The sequence below is a fragment of the Methylophaga pinxianii genome (genome assembly GCF_020447225.1).
GTDB classification, from domain to species: Bacteria; Pseudomonadota; Gammaproteobacteria; order Nitrosococcales; family Methylophagaceae; genus Methylophaga; species Methylophaga pinxianii.
Window position 1 is genome coordinate 45,150 of sequence record NZ_JAJAEO010000178.1, and the last position, 21,836, is coordinate 66,985.

General features: G+C 44.8%; 20 protein-coding genes. 16 read left to right on the plus strand and 4 right to left on the minus strand.

Annotated features, from left to right (window positions below):
* Nucleotide 1: 1 nt before the first annotated feature.
* From LGT40_RS10785 to LGT40_RS16380, 11 genes are all read left to right on the plus strand, one after another.
* Entirely contained in the window at nucleotides 2-388 is a 387-nt protein-coding gene (locus LGT40_RS10785; RefSeq protein WP_226074021.1) for an Mth938-like domain-containing protein, read from the plus strand.
* Between the two features lie 396 nt (nucleotides 389-784).
* Nucleotides 785-2,206: a cytochrome-c oxidase, cbb3-type subunit I gene (gene ccoN, locus LGT40_RS10790; protein WP_226074019.1), complete on the plus strand. Its 1,422-nt coding sequence runs from the start codon at nucleotides 785-787 to the stop codon at nucleotides 2,204-2,206.
* 10 nt (nucleotides 2,207-2,216) lie between these two features.
* Entirely contained in the window at nucleotides 2,217-2,894 is a 678-nt protein-coding gene (gene ccoO / locus LGT40_RS10795) for a cytochrome-c oxidase, cbb3-type subunit II (RefSeq protein ID WP_226074016.1), read from the plus strand.
* 34 nt (nucleotides 2,895-2,928) lie between these two features.
* The gene (locus tag LGT40_RS10800) at nucleotides 2,929-3,096 is read left to right on the plus strand and encodes a cbb3-type cytochrome oxidase subunit 3 (protein ID WP_226074138.1); all 168 of its coding nucleotides are present in this window, start codon (nucleotides 2,929-2,931) and stop codon (nucleotides 3,094-3,096) included.
* On the plus strand, nucleotides 3,086-4,021 hold the full coding sequence (gene ccoP / locus LGT40_RS10805; protein WP_226074009.1) for a cytochrome-c oxidase, cbb3-type subunit III: 936 nt from the start codon (nucleotides 3,086-3,088) through the stop codon (nucleotides 4,019-4,021). Before LGT40_RS10800 ends, ccoP begins: the two co-directional genes overlap by 11 nt.
* A 297-nt stretch (nucleotides 4,022-4,318) precedes the next feature.
* Nucleotides 4,319-5,740, plus strand: a complete 1,422-nt coding sequence (gene ccoG / locus LGT40_RS10810; RefSeq protein ID WP_226074007.1) for a cytochrome c oxidase accessory protein CcoG — start codon at nucleotides 4,319-4,321, stop codon at nucleotides 5,738-5,740.
* Nucleotides 5,737-6,243 carry a FixH family protein gene (locus tag LGT40_RS10815; RefSeq protein ID WP_226074005.1) on the plus strand — a complete coding sequence of 169 codons (507 nt, stop codon included), beginning with the start codon at nucleotides 5,737-5,739 and terminating at the stop codon, nucleotides 6,241-6,243. Before ccoG ends, LGT40_RS10815 begins: the two co-directional genes overlap by 4 nt.
* Before the next feature lie 29 nt (nucleotides 6,244-6,272).
* Nucleotides 6,273-8,729, plus strand: coding sequence for a heavy metal translocating P-type ATPase (locus tag LGT40_RS10820; RefSeq protein ID WP_226074003.1), 2,457 nt, complete (start codon nucleotides 6,273-6,275; stop codon nucleotides 8,727-8,729).
* A gap of 3 nt (nucleotides 8,730-8,732) precedes the next feature.
* Nucleotides 8,733-8,945, plus strand: coding sequence for a cbb3-type cytochrome oxidase assembly protein CcoS (ccoS, locus tag LGT40_RS10825; protein WP_226074002.1), 213 nt, complete (start codon nucleotides 8,733-8,735; stop codon nucleotides 8,943-8,945).
* Complete coding sequence (locus LGT40_RS10830) at nucleotides 8,926-10,101, plus strand: ABC transporter substrate-binding protein (RefSeq protein WP_226074001.1); 1,176 nt, start codon at nucleotides 8,926-8,928, stop codon at nucleotides 10,099-10,101. The genes ccoS and LGT40_RS10830 overlap by 20 nt, the downstream gene beginning before the upstream one ends.
* A 23-nt stretch (nucleotides 10,102-10,124) precedes the next feature.
* Nucleotides 10,125-13,481, plus strand: coding sequence for an EAL domain-containing protein (locus tag LGT40_RS16380; RefSeq protein WP_319000266.1), 3,357 nt, complete (start codon nucleotides 10,125-10,127; stop codon nucleotides 13,479-13,481).
* Here LGT40_RS16380 and LGT40_RS10850 read toward each other — a convergent pair.
* Genes LGT40_RS10850 through pip form a run of 3 tightly spaced genes read right to left on the minus strand, consistent with a single transcriptional unit; the run spans nucleotide 13,460 to nucleotide 15,503 of the window.
* Nucleotides 13,460-14,086: a lytic murein transglycosylase gene (locus LGT40_RS10850; RefSeq protein WP_226074000.1), complete on the minus strand. Its 627-nt coding sequence runs from the start codon at nucleotides 14,084-14,086 to the stop codon at nucleotides 13,460-13,462. The genes LGT40_RS16380 and LGT40_RS10850 overlap by 22 nt on opposite strands.
* 11 nt (nucleotides 14,087-14,097) lie before the next feature.
* Nucleotides 14,098-14,541 carry a D-aminoacyl-tRNA deacylase gene (dtd, locus tag LGT40_RS10855; RefSeq protein WP_226073999.1) on the minus strand — a complete coding sequence of 148 codons (444 nt, stop codon included), beginning with the start codon at nucleotides 14,539-14,541 and terminating at the stop codon, nucleotides 14,098-14,100.
* Nucleotides 14,538-15,503 carry a prolyl aminopeptidase gene (gene pip / locus LGT40_RS10860; RefSeq protein WP_226073998.1) on the minus strand — a complete coding sequence of 322 codons (966 nt, stop codon included), beginning with the start codon at nucleotides 15,501-15,503 and terminating at the stop codon, nucleotides 14,538-14,540. The genes dtd and pip overlap by 4 nt, the downstream gene beginning before the upstream one ends.
* A gap of 140 nt (nucleotides 15,504-15,643) precedes the next feature.
* Between pip and sucC the strand changes: the two genes are divergently transcribed.
* The 4 genes from sucC to LGT40_RS10880 are packed head-to-tail and all read left to right on the plus strand — an operon-like array spanning nucleotide 15,644 to nucleotide 19,676.
* Nucleotides 15,644-16,807 carry an ADP-forming succinate--CoA ligase subunit beta gene (gene sucC, locus LGT40_RS10865; protein ID WP_226073997.1) on the plus strand — a complete coding sequence of 388 codons (1,164 nt, stop codon included), beginning with the start codon at nucleotides 15,644-15,646 and terminating at the stop codon, nucleotides 16,805-16,807.
* 6 nt (nucleotides 16,808-16,813) lie between these two features.
* Nucleotides 16,814-17,689: a succinate--CoA ligase subunit alpha gene (sucD, locus tag LGT40_RS10870; RefSeq protein WP_226073996.1), complete on the plus strand. Its 876-nt coding sequence runs from the start codon at nucleotides 16,814-16,816 to the stop codon at nucleotides 17,687-17,689.
* Nucleotides 17,686-19,329 carry an NAD+ synthase gene (locus LGT40_RS10875; RefSeq protein WP_226073995.1) on the plus strand — a complete coding sequence of 548 codons (1,644 nt, stop codon included), beginning with the start codon at nucleotides 17,686-17,688 and terminating at the stop codon, nucleotides 19,327-19,329. The genes sucD and LGT40_RS10875 overlap by 4 nt, the downstream gene beginning before the upstream one ends.
* Nucleotides 19,330-19,337: 8 nt before the next feature.
* Nucleotides 19,338-19,676: a P-II family nitrogen regulator gene (locus LGT40_RS10880; protein ID WP_069296231.1), complete on the plus strand. Its 339-nt coding sequence runs from the start codon at nucleotides 19,338-19,340 to the stop codon at nucleotides 19,674-19,676.
* 29 nt (nucleotides 19,677-19,705) lie between these two features.
* On the opposite strand, the gene LGT40_RS10885 is transcribed toward LGT40_RS10880, so the two are convergent.
* A complete protein-coding gene (locus tag LGT40_RS10885) occupies nucleotides 19,706-20,488 on the minus strand; it encodes an outer membrane protein assembly factor BamD (protein ID WP_226073994.1) in 783 nt (260 codons plus the stop codon).
* Nucleotides 20,489-20,632: 144 nt separating this feature from the next.
* On the opposite strand from LGT40_RS10885, the gene LGT40_RS10890 reads away from it, so the two are divergent.
* The gene (locus LGT40_RS10890) at nucleotides 20,633-21,796 is read left to right on the plus strand and encodes a L,D-transpeptidase family protein (RefSeq protein WP_226073993.1); all 1,164 of its coding nucleotides are present in this window, start codon (nucleotides 20,633-20,635) and stop codon (nucleotides 21,794-21,796) included.
* The last annotated feature ends 40 nt before the right edge of the window (nucleotides 21,797-21,836 follow it).

Genomic DNA, 21,836 nt, shown 5'->3' on the forward strand with positions numbered 1-21,836 from the left:
AATGAAAATTAGTCAGGAAGCCGTTACTGACGCTCTCGTAATTAAAAGCTATGGCGACGGCTTTCTACTGATTCAAGCTCCAAATCAAACCCAGCAGCACATTACACACAATTGTGTATTATCTCCTGAAGGCGTATTTGATGCGCTGGATCTCAATAGTTTTGCCTCCGAGCAAAATCTCTCTGCCATAGAGCAGATCCAATCTTTTAATGCTGATGTTGTCATTTTGGTCAATGACGATGGCATTACAGCTCATTCTTTAAAACTCAGTCGTAAATTCGCAGAATATGGCATTTCACTCGAAATGATGTCCCTGGGGGCTGCTTGTCGAACCTATAACCTGCTACTCAATGAAGGTAGAAAGCCAATCGTACTTATTTACTTTTAAAGTTAGTGCGGATGAAAGCTTCGGATGGGTGATTTAAAAGATAAATACCCATATTAAACTTAGGGTTTAAGCCATTGTTTTTACGTTATTTATTAGTGATTGTAAAAACACGTTAAATGCTAAAGCTTGACCCCACCTGATGAAGTCAGGAAAATTCTCCTAGTTTGATTCCCGTTAAGTAAGGAAAAGACTTAGCGTAACTAGCAAACTGTGACAAAAGACTCAGCAAAGTCAGCAAACTTGATCTGGATCACGGATTTGAAATCATCAACAAAGTTGTTTTGCGGTAAAATTCACTGAGCTTGATTGTTAGGCAGTATGAAATTGGGTTCTGTTTCTGAAAATAATTAGATGAAGCAGTGAAAGAATTTTCATGAGAGAGAAGGTGTGATCGCTATGCAGGCGAAACAACAGTACAACTTTGAAGTAGTCAAATGGTTCGCCTATATGGCGTGTGTCTATTTGGTTGCTGGAACAGGCATGGGTGTATTTATTGCATCGCAACTAGCCTGGCCAGATCTAAATTTTGATAATCCTTATATTAGTTTTGGTCGTTTACGTCCATTGCATACCAACACAGTAATTTTTGCTTTTGGTGGTTCAACATTGATGGCAACAGCATTTTATGTTGTTCAGCGGACCTCTGGCGTAAGACTGTGGAGCGATAAACTGGCATGGTTCACCTTCTGGGGCTGGAACCTGATTATTCTTGGCGCAATCATCACTTTACCTTTAGGCTTAACGCAATCAAAAGAATACGCTGAACTGGAATGGCCGCTGGATATTTTAATTGCGGTGGTCTGGATAAGCTACATGTTCAATTTCATCATGACCTTATCCGTGCGTAAGGTTTCACACATCTATGTTGCCAACTGGTTCTTCCTGGCAATGATGATCATGATCACATATCTTCACGTCGTAAATAGCTTGTCTATTCCTGTCAGCATGTGGAAGTCATACTCCATCTTTTCCGGTGTTCAGGATGCGATGATTCAATGGTGGTGGGGTCATAACGCGGTGGGTTTCTTCCTGACAGCAGGCTTCTTAGGCATCATGTATTATTTCGTTCCTAAACAGGCAAACCGTCCGGTTTATTCATACCGCCTTTCAGTTATCCATTTTTGGGCACTGGTATTTGGTTATGTCTGGTTAGGAGCGCATCATCTTCAATATACCGCTTTGCCTGACTGGACTGGCTCGCTGGGTGCAGCCATTTCGCTTGCGATGATTATTCCTTCTTGGGGTGGAGCATTAAACGGTATGTTCACCTTGAGCGGCGCATGGGATAAATTACGTACTGACTATATCTTACGTTTCCTGATTGTTTCTCTGGCGTTTTATGCCATGTCGACCTTCGAAGGTCCAGTCATGGCATCGAAAACAGTTAATGCATTATCACATTACACTGACTGGACTATTGGTCACGTTCACTCTGGTGCGCTTGGCTGGGTGGCAATGGTGTCGGTAGGTGCGTTGTACCATATGGTAGAACGTATGTGGGGTACCACCATGTATTCGGTCAAACTGGTCAACCTGCATTTCTGGATGGCAACCATCGGTACAGCGATTTATATCACAGCAATGTGGGTATCAGGAATCATGCAAGGTTTGATGTGGCGTGCTTATGACGAGTATGGCAATTTGGCTTATACCTTTGTTGAATCAGTCGCACAGATGCACCCTTATTACGCAATGCGTGCGATTGGTGGACTGATCTTCTTCCTGGGTGCGGTCATCATGCTGTTTAACGTAACAGTGACTATTCGCCGCGCGATTGCAAAACCATCTGCCGAAATGGCAACTGCAGCGAATATTTGAGGGTATCAGCATGGCTAAAAAATCTAATAAACGCATTAGTTTTCAAGAGTGGGTAGAGCAAAATGTGTGGGGCCTGGTTTTGGCCACAGCATTAGTGGTATCGGTTGGTGGTATTGTGGAAATCGTCCCGTTATTTTATCTGGAGAATACATTTGAAGATGATGTTTATCCGGAATATGAAGAACTGCAGGGCGTACGTCCATATACAGCTTTAGAGTTGGCTGGTCGAGATATTTATCAGCGTGAAGGTTGTTATCTGTGTCATTCACAGATGGTTCGTCCCTTCCGTGACGAAAAAGATCGTTATGGTCACTACTCATTAGCTGTTGAGTCGAAATATGATCACCCATTCCAATGGGGATCAAAACGTACCGGTCCGGATTTGGCGCGTGTGGGTGGGAAATACTCCGATGCTTGGCATATTCAACATTTACGCGATCCTCGTTCTGTTGTACCAGAGTCAGTTATGCCTCGTTATCCATGGTTAGATGAATCTACTATTGATGGTGAAGGTATGGAGAAACGCCTTAAAGCAATGAAAGTACTGGGTGTGCCATATAGCGATGAAGAAATTCTGGGTGCAGCAGAAGCGGTAGAAGGCAAAACAGAAATGCAGGCTTTAGTTGCTTATTTGCAAGTGCTCGGCACGATGATTCAATTTGAACCAGGCAGAGATTACCGTGAGTGATTTTCTGTCTTATTTCGAGACAAATTGGTCTGCGATGACCGTAAGCGATTGGGTAGGAACGATACTGACGGTCATTATTTTCTTACTAATGTTTGGGATGTATTTCTGGGCCTTGAGACCTAAAAATAAAAAAAAGCTTGAATCGCATCGTGACTTGCCACTAAGAGATGACGATATAAATTCGGAGAAAAATGATGGCTGATAACAATAAAAATCCGCATGACTGCCCTGATACTGGTCATGAATGGGATGGCATCAGAGAGTTAACCAATCCACCTCCACGCTGGTGGACAATAGCCTTATACCTGAGTGGTTTGTTAGTTCTGGTCTATTTTATTTTGTATCCATCACTGCCTTTAGTGACGGGCAATACAAAAGGTGTTTTGGGATGGACCCAAATTAATGAATACAAAGAGGATATGGAAAAAATTGAGGCAAAGCGTGCTCCGTTTGAAGATCGTATTGAAGCTATGTCAGCGGCTGAAGTTCTTGAAGATGATGAGTTACTTCGCTATGCAGTAGGTTCAAGCAAAGTGCTTTATGGAGATAATTGTGCCGCTTGTCACGGGGTAGGTGGTTATCCACAGCCAGGCTCTGGTTATCCGATTCTTGCTGATGACGATTGGTTATATGGTGGCACAGTAGAAAAAATCATTGAGACCCTGGCAAAAGGGCGTCAAGGTATGATGCCAGCCCATGCTGAATTGCTATCGGAAGCAGAAGTGGATGAACTGGTGCAGTTTGTAGTGAACAATTCCAATGGTGAAGCCACAGAAGCGCAATGGAAGCTCTATAACGAAAAAGGTTGTGTCGCTTGCCATGGTGCAGATGCGAAAGGTATTCAGCAACTTGGTTCTGCAAACTTAGCCGACAAGGTTTGGCGTTTCTCTGGTGAGCCAGATGAAATTCGACATACCATCCTGCATGGCGTTAATGCAGCAAATGACCCACAAACTCGTATTGCTGTCATGCCTGCCTGGAATGAAAAACTGGCTGTTCGTCTAGAAGCTGAAGAGTATGGTGATGACCCTGAAGAATATTATGAAGGTGATGAAACCGAACGACTCTCAGAAACCGAAATCAAAAAGCTGGCTATTTATGTCCATCAGTTGGGTGGTGGCGAATAAAGCGTAATATCCAACAGTAATTAAGGTTGGTTTAAATCGGGAGATTGATATGGGATTAGATGCAGTTGCCATTGGTGCGATTGTAAGCGTAGTAATGACAATCGTCGTTATCGCTGTGATTGCTTACAAAGTCATCAAAAACATGGAAGACAGTTCCAACGATAATTAAACTGAGAATTAATATTAAAAAAGGCCGATTGAATCGGCCTTTTTTGTAGGTCAAAAACTAAATTAGTAAATGCTTATGTGTGAAGGCATGATACAATTCCATCGGATAAGGTGTGTGAGGTTTAAACCGTGTCGGAACAACTAAAGTCAGCTGAACCCAATATTAATGACATCTATGATGAGGTCTCTGACTGGCATGTGAATGCCGGCGGCAGTAAAGTTGTAGCGAAACGTATGTCAGGTCGATTTAGACGACTTAAATGGTTTGGCATGTCCGTTTGGTTAATTTTCTTTATCGGACCTTACTTACGGTGGGATGGCAAGCAAGCTATTCTTTTCGATATCCCTAATCGTCAATTTAATTTTCTAGATATCACTATTTTTCCTCAAGATATCTGGATGCTATCACTGACCTTATTATTTTTTGCCATATTGCTGGCAGCGGTAACCAGTATTGCGGGTCGAGTATTTTGTGGTTATTTCTGTTTTCAAACAGTCTGGACAGATGTCTTTACATTCATCGAAACCCGGCTTGAGGGCGATACTCCACAAAAGGCGATGAAATTTAAAAATGCGCCGCTTTCAGTCAGTAAAATTTCCCGAATCACCTTAAAACACACTCTATGGTTGGCGATTGCCCTGTTAACCGGCGTAACCTTTGCAGCCTGGTTTACCGATGCATATCAGCTATGGCATGACTTTTTTACTCTTCAGGCCTCTTTGGCTGCCTGGATTGTGTTGGGCATGTTTACTGTCGGAACTTATGTGTTTGCTGGTTTTATGCGCGAACAGGTTTGTTTCTGGCTCTGCCCATACGCACGCCTGCAAGGAGTTATGTATGATCAGGATACAGTATTACCTGCTTATGATGCCGAGCGTGGAGAACCTCGCGGTAAACTTAAAAAAGGTGCTGTGGATTCAAGTAAGGGCAGCTGTATTGATTGCAAGGTTTGTGTTGCAGTATGCCCTACCGGCATTGATATCCGCAAAGGACAACAGGAAGGCTGTATTACCTGTGGCATGTGTATCGATGCCTGTGACAGTATTATGGATAAAACCAATCAGCCTCGCGGCTTGATTCGTTACGCGTCATACAAAGACTTACATCATAATGCGGCGCCCGCGGCTTTATATAAGCGGCCGAGAGTTTTAATTTATTCATTTATTTTAATGATTGCTTTGTCGGGCGTAGGTTATGGGTTTGCCACACTATCAACCACAGAGTTCCAGGTTATTCATAATCGCCAACCGGTGTTTGTTCAGCTAAGTGACGGCTCAATTCAGAATCGATATACCCTCAAAATGCTTAATAAAACACATGAGGCCATGGAAGTTAAATATGCTATCAGTGGATTAGACGGTGCAACTTTGCATGGTATTGATGAGAGCGTTATTATCGAACCAGGCAAAGTGATTCCCTTACAAGCTCTGGTTAGAATTCCTGATGATAAGCTCAACACAGAGCTGGAGCATCTTACCTTTATTGCGAATGTTGTCTCGAAACCAGATATTTCCGTGCAATACGAAAGCATTTTTATGGGGCCGAAATGATGGCTATTTCACAAGAAAATAAACAAGCATTAAAAAATCCATGGGTATTGGGCTTTTTAGTGTTTTTATGCACCTTTGTGACGATGAATATCATCTTTGTGTATCTGGCGTTTAAATCGCCACCGAATCTGGTCGTTGATGATTATTACGAACGTGGAAAGACCTATGCACAAAAAGAACTGCAAATTGAACAGGAAAAAAAACTGGGCTGGAATGGCGTCATCATGGCTCCGCCAAATAGCCGAGTGAATCAGCGTCAAGCATATGAAGTACTTATCCAAGGTAAAAATTCGACCGCGGTGGAATTGGATTCGGTTACCTTATTTGCCTATCGCCCATCGGATATGCGTGAAGACTTTTCAGTTGAGATGAATCCGATAGGCCTTGGTCGTTACGGAGTTGATATCGAATTCGGTCTGCCAGGGAATTGGGATATTATCGTTGAAGCAAAACGTGGTGAAGATGAATTTATGATCACCCGGCGTATTTATATCGATCCCTAAATCGACGCTAAAGAGTAAGTTGAAAACCTTTGTCTGAAACTACCACGCAAGTAAAAACCTGCGATTGTTTTCATTGTGGGCTTCCTGTTCAAAAGCCAGGCGAATTTGCTGCACAAATTCAATCGGTTTCACATCAGTTCTGTTGTCATGGCTGCATGATGGCTTGTCAGACAATTTATGCCGCTGGGTTACAAAGTTTTTACAATAAAACGCCGGAGGGGGAATTACTTGCTCCACCCCCAGAAACAGCCAATGACTTCCAAGCTTATGACATTGATGAAATTCAGGCAGATTATGTCGATCAACTGGATGATAAACGCACAATCTTTCTGTTAATTGAGGGGATACATTGCGCTGCCTGCGTCTGGTTAATTGAGCATGCACTTTATAAATTGCCGGGCGTTCTAGCGGTCGATGTCAATTTGACGGCAAAACGCTGCCGTCTTCGTTGGGATAATCGCGAAACCTCTTTATCCATTTTAATGCAGCATTTAGCCAGGCTTGGGTATGCGGCGGTTCCATTCGACCCGGAAACTGCAGAGGGTGCATTAGCCAAACGTCACCGTGGATTGCTTTACCGCATGGCTTTTGCCGGTTTCGCCATGATGAATCTGATGTGGGTATCCATAGCCCTTTATTCCGGGGCCGCAGAAGATGAATTTCGCGAATTGTTCCACTGGGTGGGATTTTTTATCGCTACACCAACCTTACTTTATTCCGGTTATCCTTTTTTTCGTAATGCGATTATCGGACTGCGCAGTCGCTACCTGACAATGGATTTGCCAATAGCTATCGGTGCTACAGCAACATTTTTGTATTCAACCTACATTACAGTTACCGGCTCGCTGGATGGCGAAGTTTTTTTTGATACAGTGGTTAACTTTATTTTTGTTATTTTGATTGGACGATATTTAGAAGCGCTTTCCAAACGAAATGCATTATCGGCCACGCGCAGAATGCTTGAGCTTCAACCAAAGCTGGCAACAGTCATCGATGCGGGAATCCAACAGACAAAGCCCATTCGTTCAGTCAAGGTTGGTGATCTGGTGTTGGTGCGGCCAGGCGAAAATATCCCTGTTGATGGTGTAGTCACAGAAGGTGAGAGTGCCGTCGATGAGTCTATGCTTACCGGTGAGTCACAACCGGTTCGTAAACAACGTGATGATACTGTTGTGGCGGGCAGTATCAATGGAGAAGGCGCCTTTGTTGTCAGGGCCCAACAAGTCTTGAGACATACTGCTTTAGCGAAAATCATTGCCTTGATGGATGAGGCACAAACCTCCAAGGCACCTATTCAAACTCTGGCAGATAGAATTGTTCCCTGGTTTGTTGTTATCACCCTGACACTCGCGACATTGACCTTTATGTTCTGGGTGGGAAGTGATTTTGAAAAAGCCTTGCTTGCTGCAGCTTCGGTGTTAGTTGTGACTTGTCCCTGTGCGTTTGGAATGGCCACTCCCATGTCAATTGCTGTGGCAAGTGGTGTAGGGGCGAGTAATGGAATTCTTATTAAGCAGGGCGAAGCGCTGGAATTCTTGTCACGAGTAACACATTACGTGTTTGATAAAACGGGAACGCTGACCGAGGGACGGTTAAAGTTGGTTGAATGCCAGGCTGTTGAGGGATCCACAGCACAATCTTTATTACAAATTGCCGCCTCAGCAGAGCAACAATCCGAACATGGTATTGCAAAAGCGATTATTTCTGCGGCTCAAGAAAAAGCTCTTGAGCTGTTGGAGATATCGGCCTTTCACGCTTCTCCTGGACGAGGTGTGGAAGCGGAAATTGCCGGGAGTAAAATTCTCGTTGGCACAGCGGAATGGATACGCTCACACCAGGTCGAGATGAATAGTGAATGGCAATCAAAAGTGAATCAATTAGAGCAACGTGGCATCAGCTGTGTGTTTGTGGTCAAGGATCAACAACTCATTGGCGTTTTGGGCTTATTCGATACATTACGTGCAGATGCCAAAAGCATGATTACAGCTATGCTTGCTCAGGGCTTAAAAGTGACAGTTCTTAGTGGAGATCGTCAGCAGGTTGTGAATTCAGTGACCGCAGAGTTGGGTAATATCCAGCGCATGGCAGAAGTCTTACCAGGCGATAAACGTCAGTTTATTCAACAACTCCAGCAACAGGGTGATTGTGTTGCAATGGTTGGAGATGGCATTAATGACTCCCCTGCATTAATCCAGGCTGATGTGGGTATTGCCTTGGCTTCCGGAACTGATGTGTCGATTGAAAGTGCCGATATTGTATTGTCGCATAATCAGTTGAGCCAAGTGGCATTAGCTCGGCAATTAGCAGCCCGCACCCTGCGCACGATTCATCAGAATATTGTATTATCGATTAGCTATAACGTGATTATGGTTCCATTGGCAATGATGGCATTAGTCAGTCCATTACTGGCGGCAATCACGATGCCGATAAGTTCGTTACTCGTCATTGGTAATGCTGCCAGGATTAGTCGAATATTTAAGAGGTAGGTCATGGAAGTCATATACGGACTATTACCTGGAATGTTATTGCTGGGTTTAGTAGGTGTGGTGGTTTTTTTCTGGGCTGTACGCAGCGGTCAATATGACGATATGGAAGGTGCTGCCAATCGAGTTTTGATGGATGACGATGAGCATCCAAAAGAAAATGGCACAGCATCAGAGTCAGAAAATAACGAAGATAATAATGAAACAAAATCTGATTAGGATTTTTTTACTATCCTGTATCAGTCTTCTATTCACTGAAAATGTGCTAGCGGCAGAAGTCCGTATTGGCATGAGTAGTGCATTAACTGGCCCATTATCCGAGATGGGGTTGTCAATGCAGGCCGGAATAAATGCCTATTTTTCCAAAGTAAATCAGCGCGGTGGTATTCAAGGGCAAACACTTGAACTACTGGCTTTGGATGATGCCTATGAACCGGAAAAAGCCGCAGCCAATATGCGGCAATTGATTCATCAGCATCAAGTCGTGGCGGTTATGGGAAATGTTGGCACGCCAACGGCTGTTGTGACGGTACCCATAGCTGAACAATACCAGGTTGCATTGGTGGGTGCTTTTTCTGGTGGTGAAGTTTTAAGGCGTGAACCACCCAGTCTATATGTCATTAATTATCGACCGGGTTACCGTCAAGAAGTTGAGACTTTGATAAATGGTTTATTGGAGGTGGGGATTAAACCCGATGAAATTGCGTTTTTTACCCAGCAGGACAGCTATGGAAATGCCGTTTATCAGGCGGCAGTGAGTGCGTTAAAGGCCCAGGGGGTTTATCAGGTAGATTTTCTGACACATGCCTATTACTCACGTAATACTCTCAATGTGGAAAGAGCCGTTGCGACGATATTAAAAGCAAAAAAAGCGCCCAAAGTCATTTTGATGGGCGGCAGTTACGCTCCATCGGCCAAATTTATCAAACTGTTACATACTGATAGACCCGATTTGTGGTTTGTAAATGTTTCTTTTGTGGGCAGTCATGCTTTGGAAAAGTCCTTAAAGGGAATCAAAGCAAATGTATTGGTCAGTCAGGTGGTCCCGGAAACGGATACCGATTTACCGCTAGTGAGAGAGTATCGTCAGGCTTTATATGAATATGATGAGCAACTGCTGCCGAATACAGTGTCTTTGGAGGGGTACATTGTTGCAAAAGTATTCTGTCAGGCTTTGCAGAGCATTAATGGACCTATCGATCGGGAATCGGTGATTAATGCATTAGTTGAGCTCAATGATTTAGATATTGGTCTGGGCAGTAATATTGAGCTTTCAAACCATCAACAGCCCGCAAGTAACAAGGTCTGGTTAAGCAAGTTACAAAATGGGGTATTTCAGTCATTCGAATGGCATGCGCTTGAGTTGCCACAATAGCTTCATTAACAGGATGTAACAATATGAACAGGGAAAAAATGTTTAAGAATTGGAGCATCCGTAGTCTTTTGCATTTCTGGGCTGTGATTACAGTTTTAATGGTATTGGTGATGGCAGCGATCACGTTATTCAGTCATCATCATTACACTAAAAGTCAGTTACAGCTTACTGAACAAGTATTTCCACTGGTTGATAATGCAAGACAGATTAGTACCAGCGCTGCCGCCTTTATTTCCAGACAAAAACAGATTATCAGTGTCCGAAATGCGGATGAACTGGCTAATGTTCCGCCTCGTGCGCCGTTGGAAGCGGCATTTGAACATTCATGGCAACGACTATTAAAAAGTGTGCAGCAACTGGACATTGCGCCAGAGTTAACCACGGTATTGAGTGATTATTATCAGCAATTTCTTGTAACGGACAGCTTGTTACTGGAACAGATGCAGTTCCAACATCAATTGTCAGAACAGCTCGAACAACGAGCTAAAAGTGTGTCTTTGTTGGCAGAAGAGATTCAGGGATTAGCCGAGGCCATTACTGGAAAAATTGATTTAACCTTGACTCGGCAAATGCAATCGCTTCGTGCTCTTGAGCCGTCAACTCAGTCTGAGACAGCCAATCTAATACAGCAATACAGTGAAGTTGAACGAAGCAGTTACTCATTAATGCTCAATGTGTTGCGTATATCGCAATTAAGTCAGCAGATTCGCGAGGCAGAAAATTCTGACTTACTGCTCAGCCTGCGTGAAAATGATATCCGCGAGCTGGAATCGATATTGCGAAATGATATTGTGCTGATTAAACAGCACTTACAGAACTACCCGGATTTATTGTCTTTAGCTGATAAGTTACAGCAAGAGATAGATAATTTTATCCGGCAGGTAGTCGATGATACTAACTCCGTCTATCAACTACGGACACAGCAGATCGAAACCTATGACAAATCCAGGCTGGTGCAACAGCAGGGATTAAATATTCTAGAAGTGCTCATGCTGAACCTGAATAATCTCTCGGCCAGAGTTGGAGAGAAGGGGTTAAGCAGAGCACAGGAGTCGGCCAATCTGGCAAAAACAGCAAGATGGTGGATGATTATCAGCTGTCTCGTGATTGCATTAGGAATAACCTGGTTTGTTCTTACAATGATGGCGCGTATTAATCAGCCGATGCAGCGCTTGCGTAAAGCAATGCACGACTTATCTGCACAAAAGTTTGATACGCGTATGTTAACTAACGATGGCCGCAATGAATTTAATTTATTGGCCAATGATTTCAATGTTTTTGCGGCACAAACTCAAACATTGATCGCAAAACTGGATGAGACCAAACATTCGTTGGAAATACGGGAAGCGCGGATCCGTGCCATTTTAAATGGTGTGCCAGAAGCGATTCTGGCATTACAGGCCGATGGCGCCATCAGTTCTTGTAATCCCGCTGCCGAAAAAATATTGCAGGCGACCAAAAGCCAGCTGAAAGGCCAGAATTTATTACATTTTTTTGCGCCATCCGAGACGATTATCTCACTGAGTGATATCGCAGAAACACAAAAAGATAATCGGGAGTTTGAAGGGCAAAACTGGTTCGGTGAAACCTTTTCCATGTGGTTATCGCTCAGCCCGTTATCTGAGTTTGACGATGATATCTGGGTGTGTGTTATTTCAGATATAAGTGCCTGGAAACGGACCAAACTGGCATTAGTACAAACCAGTAATGAATTAAATGCCATTCTCGAAAATGCCATGGTGGGCATCGCTTTCATCAAAAATCGTCAGATCATTCGGGTCAATAATAAATTCGAACAACTGTTTTTGTTTTCCAGGGAAGATATTGAAGGCCAAAGCACCCTTTGTCTGCACCCAAGCGAAGAAGCATTTGAGCGATTTGGTGAACAAGCCTATACCGCACTTGCAGAAGCCATAAATTTTGAAGCCCAAGTAGAAATGGTGCGTGCTAATGGAGAGAAATTCTGGTGCGCCGTTGCCGGACAGGTGATTGATCCGGAAAATCCCTTAGAAGGTGCTATCTGGCTCTATGAAGATGTTACCTATCAACGACAGAATGAAGAGCGGCTGACACGTCTGGCCAGCAGCGATATTTTGACCGGATTACCCAATCGCGGTGTCTTCAAGGATCGACTTGAGCACGCTATTCATAAAGCACAACGTCAAAATGGCCGTCTGGCCGTCTTTTTCCTCGATTTGGACCACTTCAAGCACATAAACGACTCGCTAGGTCATAAAGCCGGCGATATTTTGTTATGTGAGGTGGGACGTCGAATTCGCTCCTGTGTTCGTGAGAGTGATACGGTTGCCAGATTGGGAGGGGATGAATTTACCGTGATCCTCGAAGAAATTCACTCGGCCCAATATGTCGGGAAAATTGCTGAAAAAATTCTGAGCACAACCTCACTGCCATATATGCTGGATAACATTGAAGTGAATATCAGCCCAAGTATCGGTATAAGCTTATACCCCGCAGATGGCCGTGATGTGGATATGCTGGTGCGTAATGCCGATGCGGCTATGTATTATGCCAAGAGCACCGGACGTAATAATTTTCAGTTTTATTCTTCGGAAATGAATGCACAGGCATCACAGCGTTTAGCAATGGAAACTGCCTTACGACGGGCTGTAGAGCTACAGGAGTTTTATTTACAGTTTCAACCTCAGATTGAACTGGAAACAGGACGCGTAGCGGGGGCCGAGGTGCTATTACGCTGGCATACCGAACAATGGGGTGATGTCTCGCCAGCTATATTTGTGCCCGTATTGGAAGATACGGGTCTGATTAATACGGTAGGCGAATGGGTGTTGAAGAAAACCTGTGAAGCCTTTATGGCAAATCATGCCGCTTTACCAGATGATTTTTTAATGGCGGTTAATCTTTCAGGCCGCCAGTTCAAAGGTAATTTCCTGGTCAATTTTATCCGTGAATTATTAGAAAAGAGCGGGATGCCAGCGAAAAATCTGGAGCTGGAAATTACTGAGAGCCTGTTAATGGAAAATACTGAGCAAGCGGTACAAACCTTGGGTGAATTAAGCTTGTTGGGCATCACACTGGCAATTGATGATTTTGGTACAGGCTATTCATCATTGTCTTATTTGAAGCAATTTCCGCTCAATGTATTAAAAATCGACCGTACATTTGTCCGTGATGTCACAGAAGATAACGATGATGCTGCTATCGTAAATGCCATATTGGCGATGTCTAACAGTCTTGCTTTGCAAGTGGTTGCTGAAGGTGTTGAAACGGCAGAGCAACTGGCATTTTTACAAAAAAGTCAGTGTAAACGTGCTCAGGGATTTTATTTCAGCAAAGCCATCAATTTAAATGAGTTAATGGAATATATAAAACGAACCGATCAAGGCGTGCGAGCAGTATAAGTCAATACAGGTCGTTCTTCCGGGTGCAGTCTAATGGTTAGGCCATAAGCGGGATAGTCCCAGATTTGTGCGAGACTTTCTGTTGATTCCGGGCGAATTTCATTAGGCTCACCAAATCGGTTGCGCACCATTTCGTCATCAATTCGCACTGAAGGGATATAGGTGATTACCGTGACGGGCGCAGCCAGAAACCGTTGTTTATCATCAAATGCCGGATCATAGCGTCGTGCTCCGCTGGGTTGAAGCTTGGCCGAAGCAGCACGAGAAGCCATAGCATTTAACTCGTCTTCATCAATCTGCAGATTTGCCACGACACGGGCGGAAAGGCCTCCCAGATTGATCGATTCAAAAAATACTTCTGCAGTAATACGTTCATTTTCACTGATAAATAAAGCCACTTCACCGGCTTCACGCCACATTTGCTGCATTTCTGCATAAGTTGTCGTTCCTAAATGCACTCCCATAACTTCAATTTGATTGTCAGGCATAACCGTGATTTCCCATGGTTTGGGAGCATCGGGTTGAGGTGAGGGTACAAGCATTAACGCCGCAATACCGATAATAACTAACACCGTACCAAGTAAAAATTTGAGCAATATACGCATAAATATCCGAATTAATTAACCTGTAACCAGAAAGTGACCGGACCATTATTGGTAAGTGAAACTTGCATGTCAGCGCCAAACCGACCCGCCTCAACAAGATTAGGCAAAAGACGTGCCCGTGCCAGCAAATGATCAAACAACAGTTTGCCTTGCTCAGGTGAAGCGGCAGGGGTAAAACTGGGGCGATTACCTCTGCGAGTATCAGCGGGCAAAGTGAATTGTGGTACTAATAATAGATCGCCGGAAATATCCTGCAAACTCAAATTCATTTTATTGTCTGCATCGCTAAACACACGATAACTTACGATGCGCTGCAGCAAACGATCAGCGATAGCATGGGTGTCTGCTTTTTCCACACCAATGAGTACCAATAATCCAGAACCAATTTGTGCAATGGTTTGTTGGTTATCTGCGGTGACACTTGCCTGGCTGACACGTTGTAATAATGCAATCATGCCAACTTCGCTGCCAGTTCATCGGTGGTTCTGACCAGCGCATCAATAATTGCCGGCTCACTCGCAGCATGTCCTGCCAAAGGCAGTACTTCAAATCGAGCAGTTGGCCAGCGTTGAGATACTTCCCATGATTGCTGCATTGGACACACCATATCGTATCGCCCATGAATAATGACAGCAGGAATATGATTTATGTGATCAATGCTTTCCAGTAGCGGTTTGTCGGCCAGAAAACAGCTATTCAAGGCATAATGCAATTGAATCCGAGAGTGTGCCAAAGGCCCTGGAGAGGATTCTGCTTCGGCAACATAATGCTGATCCCGCAGCATGACGATGGTAGCTTCCCAGTTTTGTAATGTATCAGCAGCAACGCGCTGCTTGTGCTCATCTTCATCGGTTAACTGTTGATAATAATGCGCTAATGGACTGGTTTGATCTGCAGTGGGGAGGTCTTTTACCAGCGCATGCCAGGCTTCGGCAAATACTCTGGATGCACCACCTGCACTGTAAACCCAATCAATATCCTGTTGTCTGCCGAGAAATGTTCCTCGTAACACCAGTGTTGAGACATATTGTGAATACTGGCGCGCGTAAGCCAAGGCTAAAGTCGCTCCCCATGATCCCCCAAACAACATCCATTTATCAATCTTCAGCAGCTCGCGAATGGCTTCCATGTCTGCAATCAGATAGTCCGTAGTGTTATGTTGCAATTCACCAGAGGGTAAAGAACGGCCGCAACCGCGTTGATCAAATAAAATGATATGGTACTGCGCCGGATCAAAATAACAGCGATGTTGCGGTCGACATCCTGAGCCGGGTCCACCGTGCAGAAATATGACCGGGATTCCCTCGGGATTACCGCACTGTTCAAAATAAACTTCATGACGTCGACCATCAGGCATTTCTTCACGAAGTAATAGCTGACTGTGAAAAGGCTCGATATCAGGGTAAAGAGTACGCATATAAAGTTCCATCTTGATTTTCAGCACGCAACTATATCATGTCAGATGATGGTAATTATTACCTTGATGGGCGAAAATATGACGTTTAACTGTTGGCACAGCTGGTCAGCAACAATAAAGACATACAAGGCGAACACAACATGAACCTGCATGAGTATCAGGCAAAACAATTGTTTAACCGATATGGTATTGCTACACCCAATGGCCAGATGATATCCAGCATAGAAGAGGTGGATTCAGCGTTAGCAGCTATCGGTGGTGAGCGTTGGGTGATCAAGGCTCAGGTTCATAGCGGTGGACGAGGCAAGGCTGGCGGTGTCCGTGTTGAAGATAGCACACATGCTGTTAAAGAAGCGGCAAAAGCCATGTTAGGTAGTCAACTGGTCACCCATCAAACGACAGCAGAAGGCTTGCCCGTTAACAAAGTCTGGATTGAAACGCCTTCCTCTATTGAACGTGAACTTTATCTGGCGTTGCTGGTAGATCGTGTTACTCAGCGTGTTGTATTTATGATTTCTGCTGAAGGCGGGATGGATATTGAAGAAGTCGCTGAAAAAACGCCGGAAGCTATTTTGAATCTCTATGTCGATCCTGTAGCAGGTCTGCAACCCTACCAATGCCGTCAGGCAGGCTTCTTTTTGCAGTTAAAGGGGGCTGCCTTCAAACAGTTGCAACAGTTGATGCAAAATCTGTATCGACTGTTTTGTGAAAAAGATATCAGTCTGCTGGAAATTAACCCGTTAGTAGTCACAGAAACCGGTGATTTACTCGCGTTAGATGCCAAAATCAATGTTGATGATAATGCATTGTATCGCCACACGGATCTTGCTGAATTATTTGATCCTACCCAGGAAAACCCCGCTGAAGTAATCGCTCGTGACTTTGGGCTGAATTATATTGCGCTGGATGGCAATGTGGCCTGTATGGTGAATGGCGCTGGCCTGGCGATGGCCACCATGGATCTGATTCAGAAGCAGGGTGGTGAGCCGGCCAACTTTCTCGATGTCGGTGGCGGCACCACGGCAGATCGCGTCGCCGAAGCATTCAAACTGATTTTATCCGACAAAAAAGTGAAATCCATTCTGGTTAATATTTTTGGCGGGATCGTACGCTGCGATTTAATTGCTCAGGGCATTATGCAGGCGGCTAAAGAAGTGGGATTATCGTTGCCGGTAGTCGTTCGCCTGGAAGGCACTAATGCTGATTTGGGTCGTACTTTACTGGAAAACAGTGGAATGAACCTTCGTGTGGCACAGGATTTAACTGAAGCAGCAGCTATGGCTGTCACTGCGGCAGGGGAGTAATAGAACGTGAGTATCTTGGTTAACAAAGACACCAAAGTTATCTGTCAGGGATTTACCGGAAAACAGGGCACTTTCCATTCCGAGCAGGCGATTGCTTATGGTACACAGTTTGTGGGTGGCGTCACCCCTGGTAAAGGTGGCCAATTACATCTTAATAAGCCGGTATTCAATACGGTTCACGAAGCGGTCAGAGAAACCGGTGCTGATGCCAGCATGATCTACGTGCCAGCAGCGTTCGCTGCCGATGCAATTCTGGAAGCTGCTGATGCAGGTATTAAAGTAATTGCCTGTATTACAGAAGGCATTCCGGTAATGGATATGCTCCGCGTCAAACACGCATTGAAATCCTACGATGCCAGATTGATAGGTCCTAACTGTCCTGGGCTAATCACGCCAGGAGAATGCAAGATTGGTATTATGCCCGGCAGCATTCATTTGCCGGGAAAAATTGGTATTGTCTCCCGCTCAGGCACGCTAACCTATGAAGCGGTTTATCAGACTACTCAGAACGGTCTGGGACAAAGCACTTGTGTCGGGATTGGCGGTGATCCCATACATGGCATGAACTTTATTGACTGTTTGGAACTGTTTGAAGCTGATCCACAGACCCAGGGTATCGTGATGGTCGGTGAGATTGGCGGGCAGGCGGAAGAAGATGCTGCAGAATATATCAAGCAGTATGTCAGCAAACCGGTAGCCGCCTATATCGCCGGGTTAACTGCTCCCGCAGGTAAGCGGATGGGACATGCCGGTGCCATTATCAGTGGCGGTCAAGGAACCGCGAAAGCCAAACTGGCGGCTTTAGAGGCTGCTGGCGTAGCGATAGCTGGGTCTCCAGCAGAAATTGGTTCCACCATGCTTCAGCTGATGGATAATAAATGACCCATAACCAACTTCAGGTCGTGCTGGCACAAATCGATCCCGTGGTAGGGGATGTTGCCGGCAATACCCGAAAGGTCATTGCCGCCACCCAGCAGGCCAAACAGCAACATGCTGCTGAGCTGGTGATTTTTCCTGAGTTATGCTTAACCGGTTATCCGCCGGAAGATTTGTTATTACGGCCTGGTTTATTGAAGCGGGTTAAAAAGTCCTTGCAGACGCTTTGTCAGCAAATTGACGATATCACCATCATCGTTGGTCACCCTTTAGGGGAAGTGGGTAAAGAACTATTTAATGCCGCCTCAGTGATAAGCAAAAAACAAATTACGGCGCAATATCTCAAACAAAAATTACCCAATTACGGTGTATTTGATGAAAAACGCTATTTCATTGAAGGTCACCAAGCCACTATTATTGAAATTAACCAGTTCAAAATTGGCCTGACGATTTGTGAAGATATCTGGTTTGTAGAGCCTACGGCGCAAGCTGTCGACGCCGGGGCTGAAATCATCATGAACCTCAATGCTTCACCATTTAAGCAAGATAAGACCTTATTACGTGAAGCGGAAGTGAAGCAACGCGCAAAAGAAAATAGCGTTCCAGTTCTTTATGTTAACCAGATTGGTGGTCAAGATGAGCTGGTGTTCGATGGTGCTTCATTTGCAGTAAATGCTGCAGGTGAAAAGTGTGTGCAAGCTATTCAGTTTGCCACCGCTTTGGTTCCGATTACTATCAGCAGAACCTCACAGGGCATTGAGCTGAAAGGCCCGCAGCAACCATTGATGGGTGAGTTGGAGACGGTTTATCAGGCATTGGTTTGTGGTCTGCGCGACTATGTTGAAAAAAATCATTTCCCCGGTGTGGTAATAGGTCTGTCCGGCGGTATTGACTCAGCATTGACGATGGCTTTGGCGGTAGATGCGCTGGGTGCTGAACGGGTTCAAGCTGTGATGATGCCATCACGATATACCTCGCAGATCAGTCTGGATGATGCTGCTGAAATGGCCGCCATTCTGGGCGTTCAATATCGGATTATTGGCATTGAAAATGTGTTTCAAGCTTTTCTCCATGAACTGGAAGATGTATTTGCCGGTACGCAGGCCGATACTACTGAAGAAAATATTCAGGCGCGTTGCCGCGGTGTATTGTTGATGGCAATATCCAATAAAACCGGCGCTATGGTGCTCTCGACGGGTAATAAAAGTGAAATGGCGGTTGGTTATTCCACTTTGTATGGTGATATGGCCGGTGGTTTTTCACCTCTTAAAGATGTATACAAGACATTGGTCTATAGACTGGCTCGCTATCGTAACAGCCTGTCGGCAATTATTCCTGAACGTATTATCACGCGTCCGCCCTCTGCAGAACTGTCTGCGGATCAGTTGGATCAGGATTCCTTACCCGCTTATGAGGTTCTCGATAAGATTCTCGAAGCCTATATTGCCGATGATGGCTGTTTTGAAGATCTGGTGGCGTCGGGATTTGATGCCGAGACGGTTGCACAGGTTATCAAAATGGTAGATCGTAGTGAGTATAAACGGCGTCAGGCTCCACCGGGTATTCGTATTACTGGCAGAGCATTTGGCAGAGATCGCCGCTATCCGATAACATCAGGTTATACCGTAACGTCAACAATAGAGTAGGCAATCACATGAAAAAAATTGAAGCCATTATCAAACCGTTCAAACTGGATGATGTGCGTGAAGCATTGTCCGATATTGGGGTCACTGGCATGACGGTTTCCGAAGTCAAAGGCTTCGGCAGACAGAAAGGTCATACAGAGCTTTATCGTGGCGCTGAATATGTCGTGGATTTTTTACCAAAAGTAAAAATGGAAATAGTACTGGCAGATGATCAAGTCGATGCCTGTATTGAGGCGATAACCAAAGCGGCACATACCGGGCGTATCGGCGATGGGAAGATTTTTGTTTCACCACTGGAGCGCGCTATTCGTATCCGTACTGGTGAAGATGGCGAAGAAGCTATCTAAATTAAACGCCATTTAGCAAAACGACGCTGTTAATCAAACAGCGTCGTTCTACGTACTTCGGCCACTCCTCCGTGACCCGGGTAGTTTCTTTCCAAAACGCGTAATGCGTCTTCAGATAAGTCATCTAATTCCAGAATCTTATACGCTTTAGCCATTATCACCAGCGCATCAGGCATCGCGGGTGTGCGGGGATAGTTTTCAATCACATATTTAGCCCGGTTAGCAGCTGCAAGATACGAGGCACGGCGCATGTAGTATGTAGCGACGTGTAATTCATGTTGAGCTAAACGATTACGCAGATAGACAATTCGCTGCGCTGCATCATCACTATAGCGGCTGGTTGGAAAACGATTTACCAAGGTCGTGAAATCGCGAAGCGCATCCAGCGCTGAACCAGGGTCCCGTTGCGTTTCATCGCGAGGAATATATTTTTCCAGAATCCCGATATCACGATTGAAATTAATAAGGCCACGTAAGTACATCGCATAATCAATATTTTCATTCAATGGATAGACCCGCATAAACCGATCCAGGGTCGCAATAGCGGTCTCAGGTTCATCTGTTTTGTAATAAGCATAAGCGGAGTCAAGTAAAGCCTGTTGCGCATATTGGCCAAACGGGAAGCGTGCTTCAAGTTGCTCGTAGTATTCGATAGCCGTGCGGTAATCATTTACATTCAGTGCTGCTTTCGCTTCCGCATAAACCCGCTCTACGGTCCAGCTTTCTTCGGCTACCACGGGCTCTCTGCCCGAAAAAAAGGAACACGCAGTAAGACTTAGTAACAGGAACAACGTCAGGATGTATTTCATCATTGGCTTCTATCTGTATCAAAACAAAAATTCACAGCCTGCGATTGTAGACTGTTTAAGCGGGCAAAGCATCTATAGCAATAACAGTTTTCATGGAACATTGTACAATAGCTGCTGTTTATTCACCCTTAACTCTGTAGGTTAGTAATGATTAGTCGTTTATTTATCGGTTTGGCAACTAGTTTGTTGGTGTTGCCGGTCGGTGCAACCACCTTTGAATTGGCTGATGAGGAAGCTCGTGTAATTGGGCACAACCTCGTCGTATACAGCCGACATGAAGATACTTTGCTGGATATCGGTCGTAAATTTGATATGGGTTACACCGATATGGTGGCAGCGAATCCAAATCTGGACCCCTGGTTACCAGGTGACGATCAACCAGTCCTGATTCCCAATCGTTTTATTATTCCTGATGCACCAAGAAAAGGTGTCGTCATTAATATTCCCGAAATGCGTTTATATTATTTCCTGCCAAAAAAGGCGGATCAATTACAACAGGTCGTAACGCATCCAATAGGTATCGGTCGTGAGGGCCGCGATACCCCTTTAGGTAAATTATCGATTATCCAAAAACGTGAGAACCCTTCCTGGACTCCACCGGAGTCAGTGCGTAAAGAGCATGCGGCCGCGGGTGATATTTTGCCAGCGGTAGTGCCGCCCGGACCTGATAATCCACTTGGTACCCGTGCAATGCGATTATCGAATCCCAGCTATTTGATTCATGGCACCGCAAAACCTTATGGAGTTGGTTTACGAGTCAGTAGTGGCTGTATTCGTTTATATCCAGAAGATATTGAACATTTATATAGCTTGGTTTCGCTGAGTACTCAGGTGAATATTCTTCATCAACCATACAAGGCAGCTCTGTCTAACGGCAAACTCTACCTGGAAGCGCAAGAGCCTATTCCGGAGATGTATGACGGTGTTAGCGGTAATATGACACCAATGATGGTCGCCGTGTTAGATGCACAGGATTCTGTATTATCTGAGGCAGATTGGCCTTTCGCTGAAGAAATCGTGATGACATCGAATGGTGTGGTCAAACAACTTAATCAGCAGGATGAAAAGATCGTTGATAACGTCTGGTTTGTGCATGGCGGTTTAAAGCAGGGAACAGGCGACAAAATGCGTAAAGCGCTGCAGGACCTGAATATGCAGGATAAATTCTGGCCGTTACGAAATAAAGCGAAAGAAGAAGTGGTTATTGGTCCGTTTGATAGCTTGCAAGCTGCGCGTGAAGCGGCAGATAAAATTTCAGCTGTTGCAGGAATTCCGGTGTGGCCTGCGCATTTATCAGAAGAGATGTTTTGACGAATTGACAATCTTTACAACCAAAAAGGCCGGGATAAAT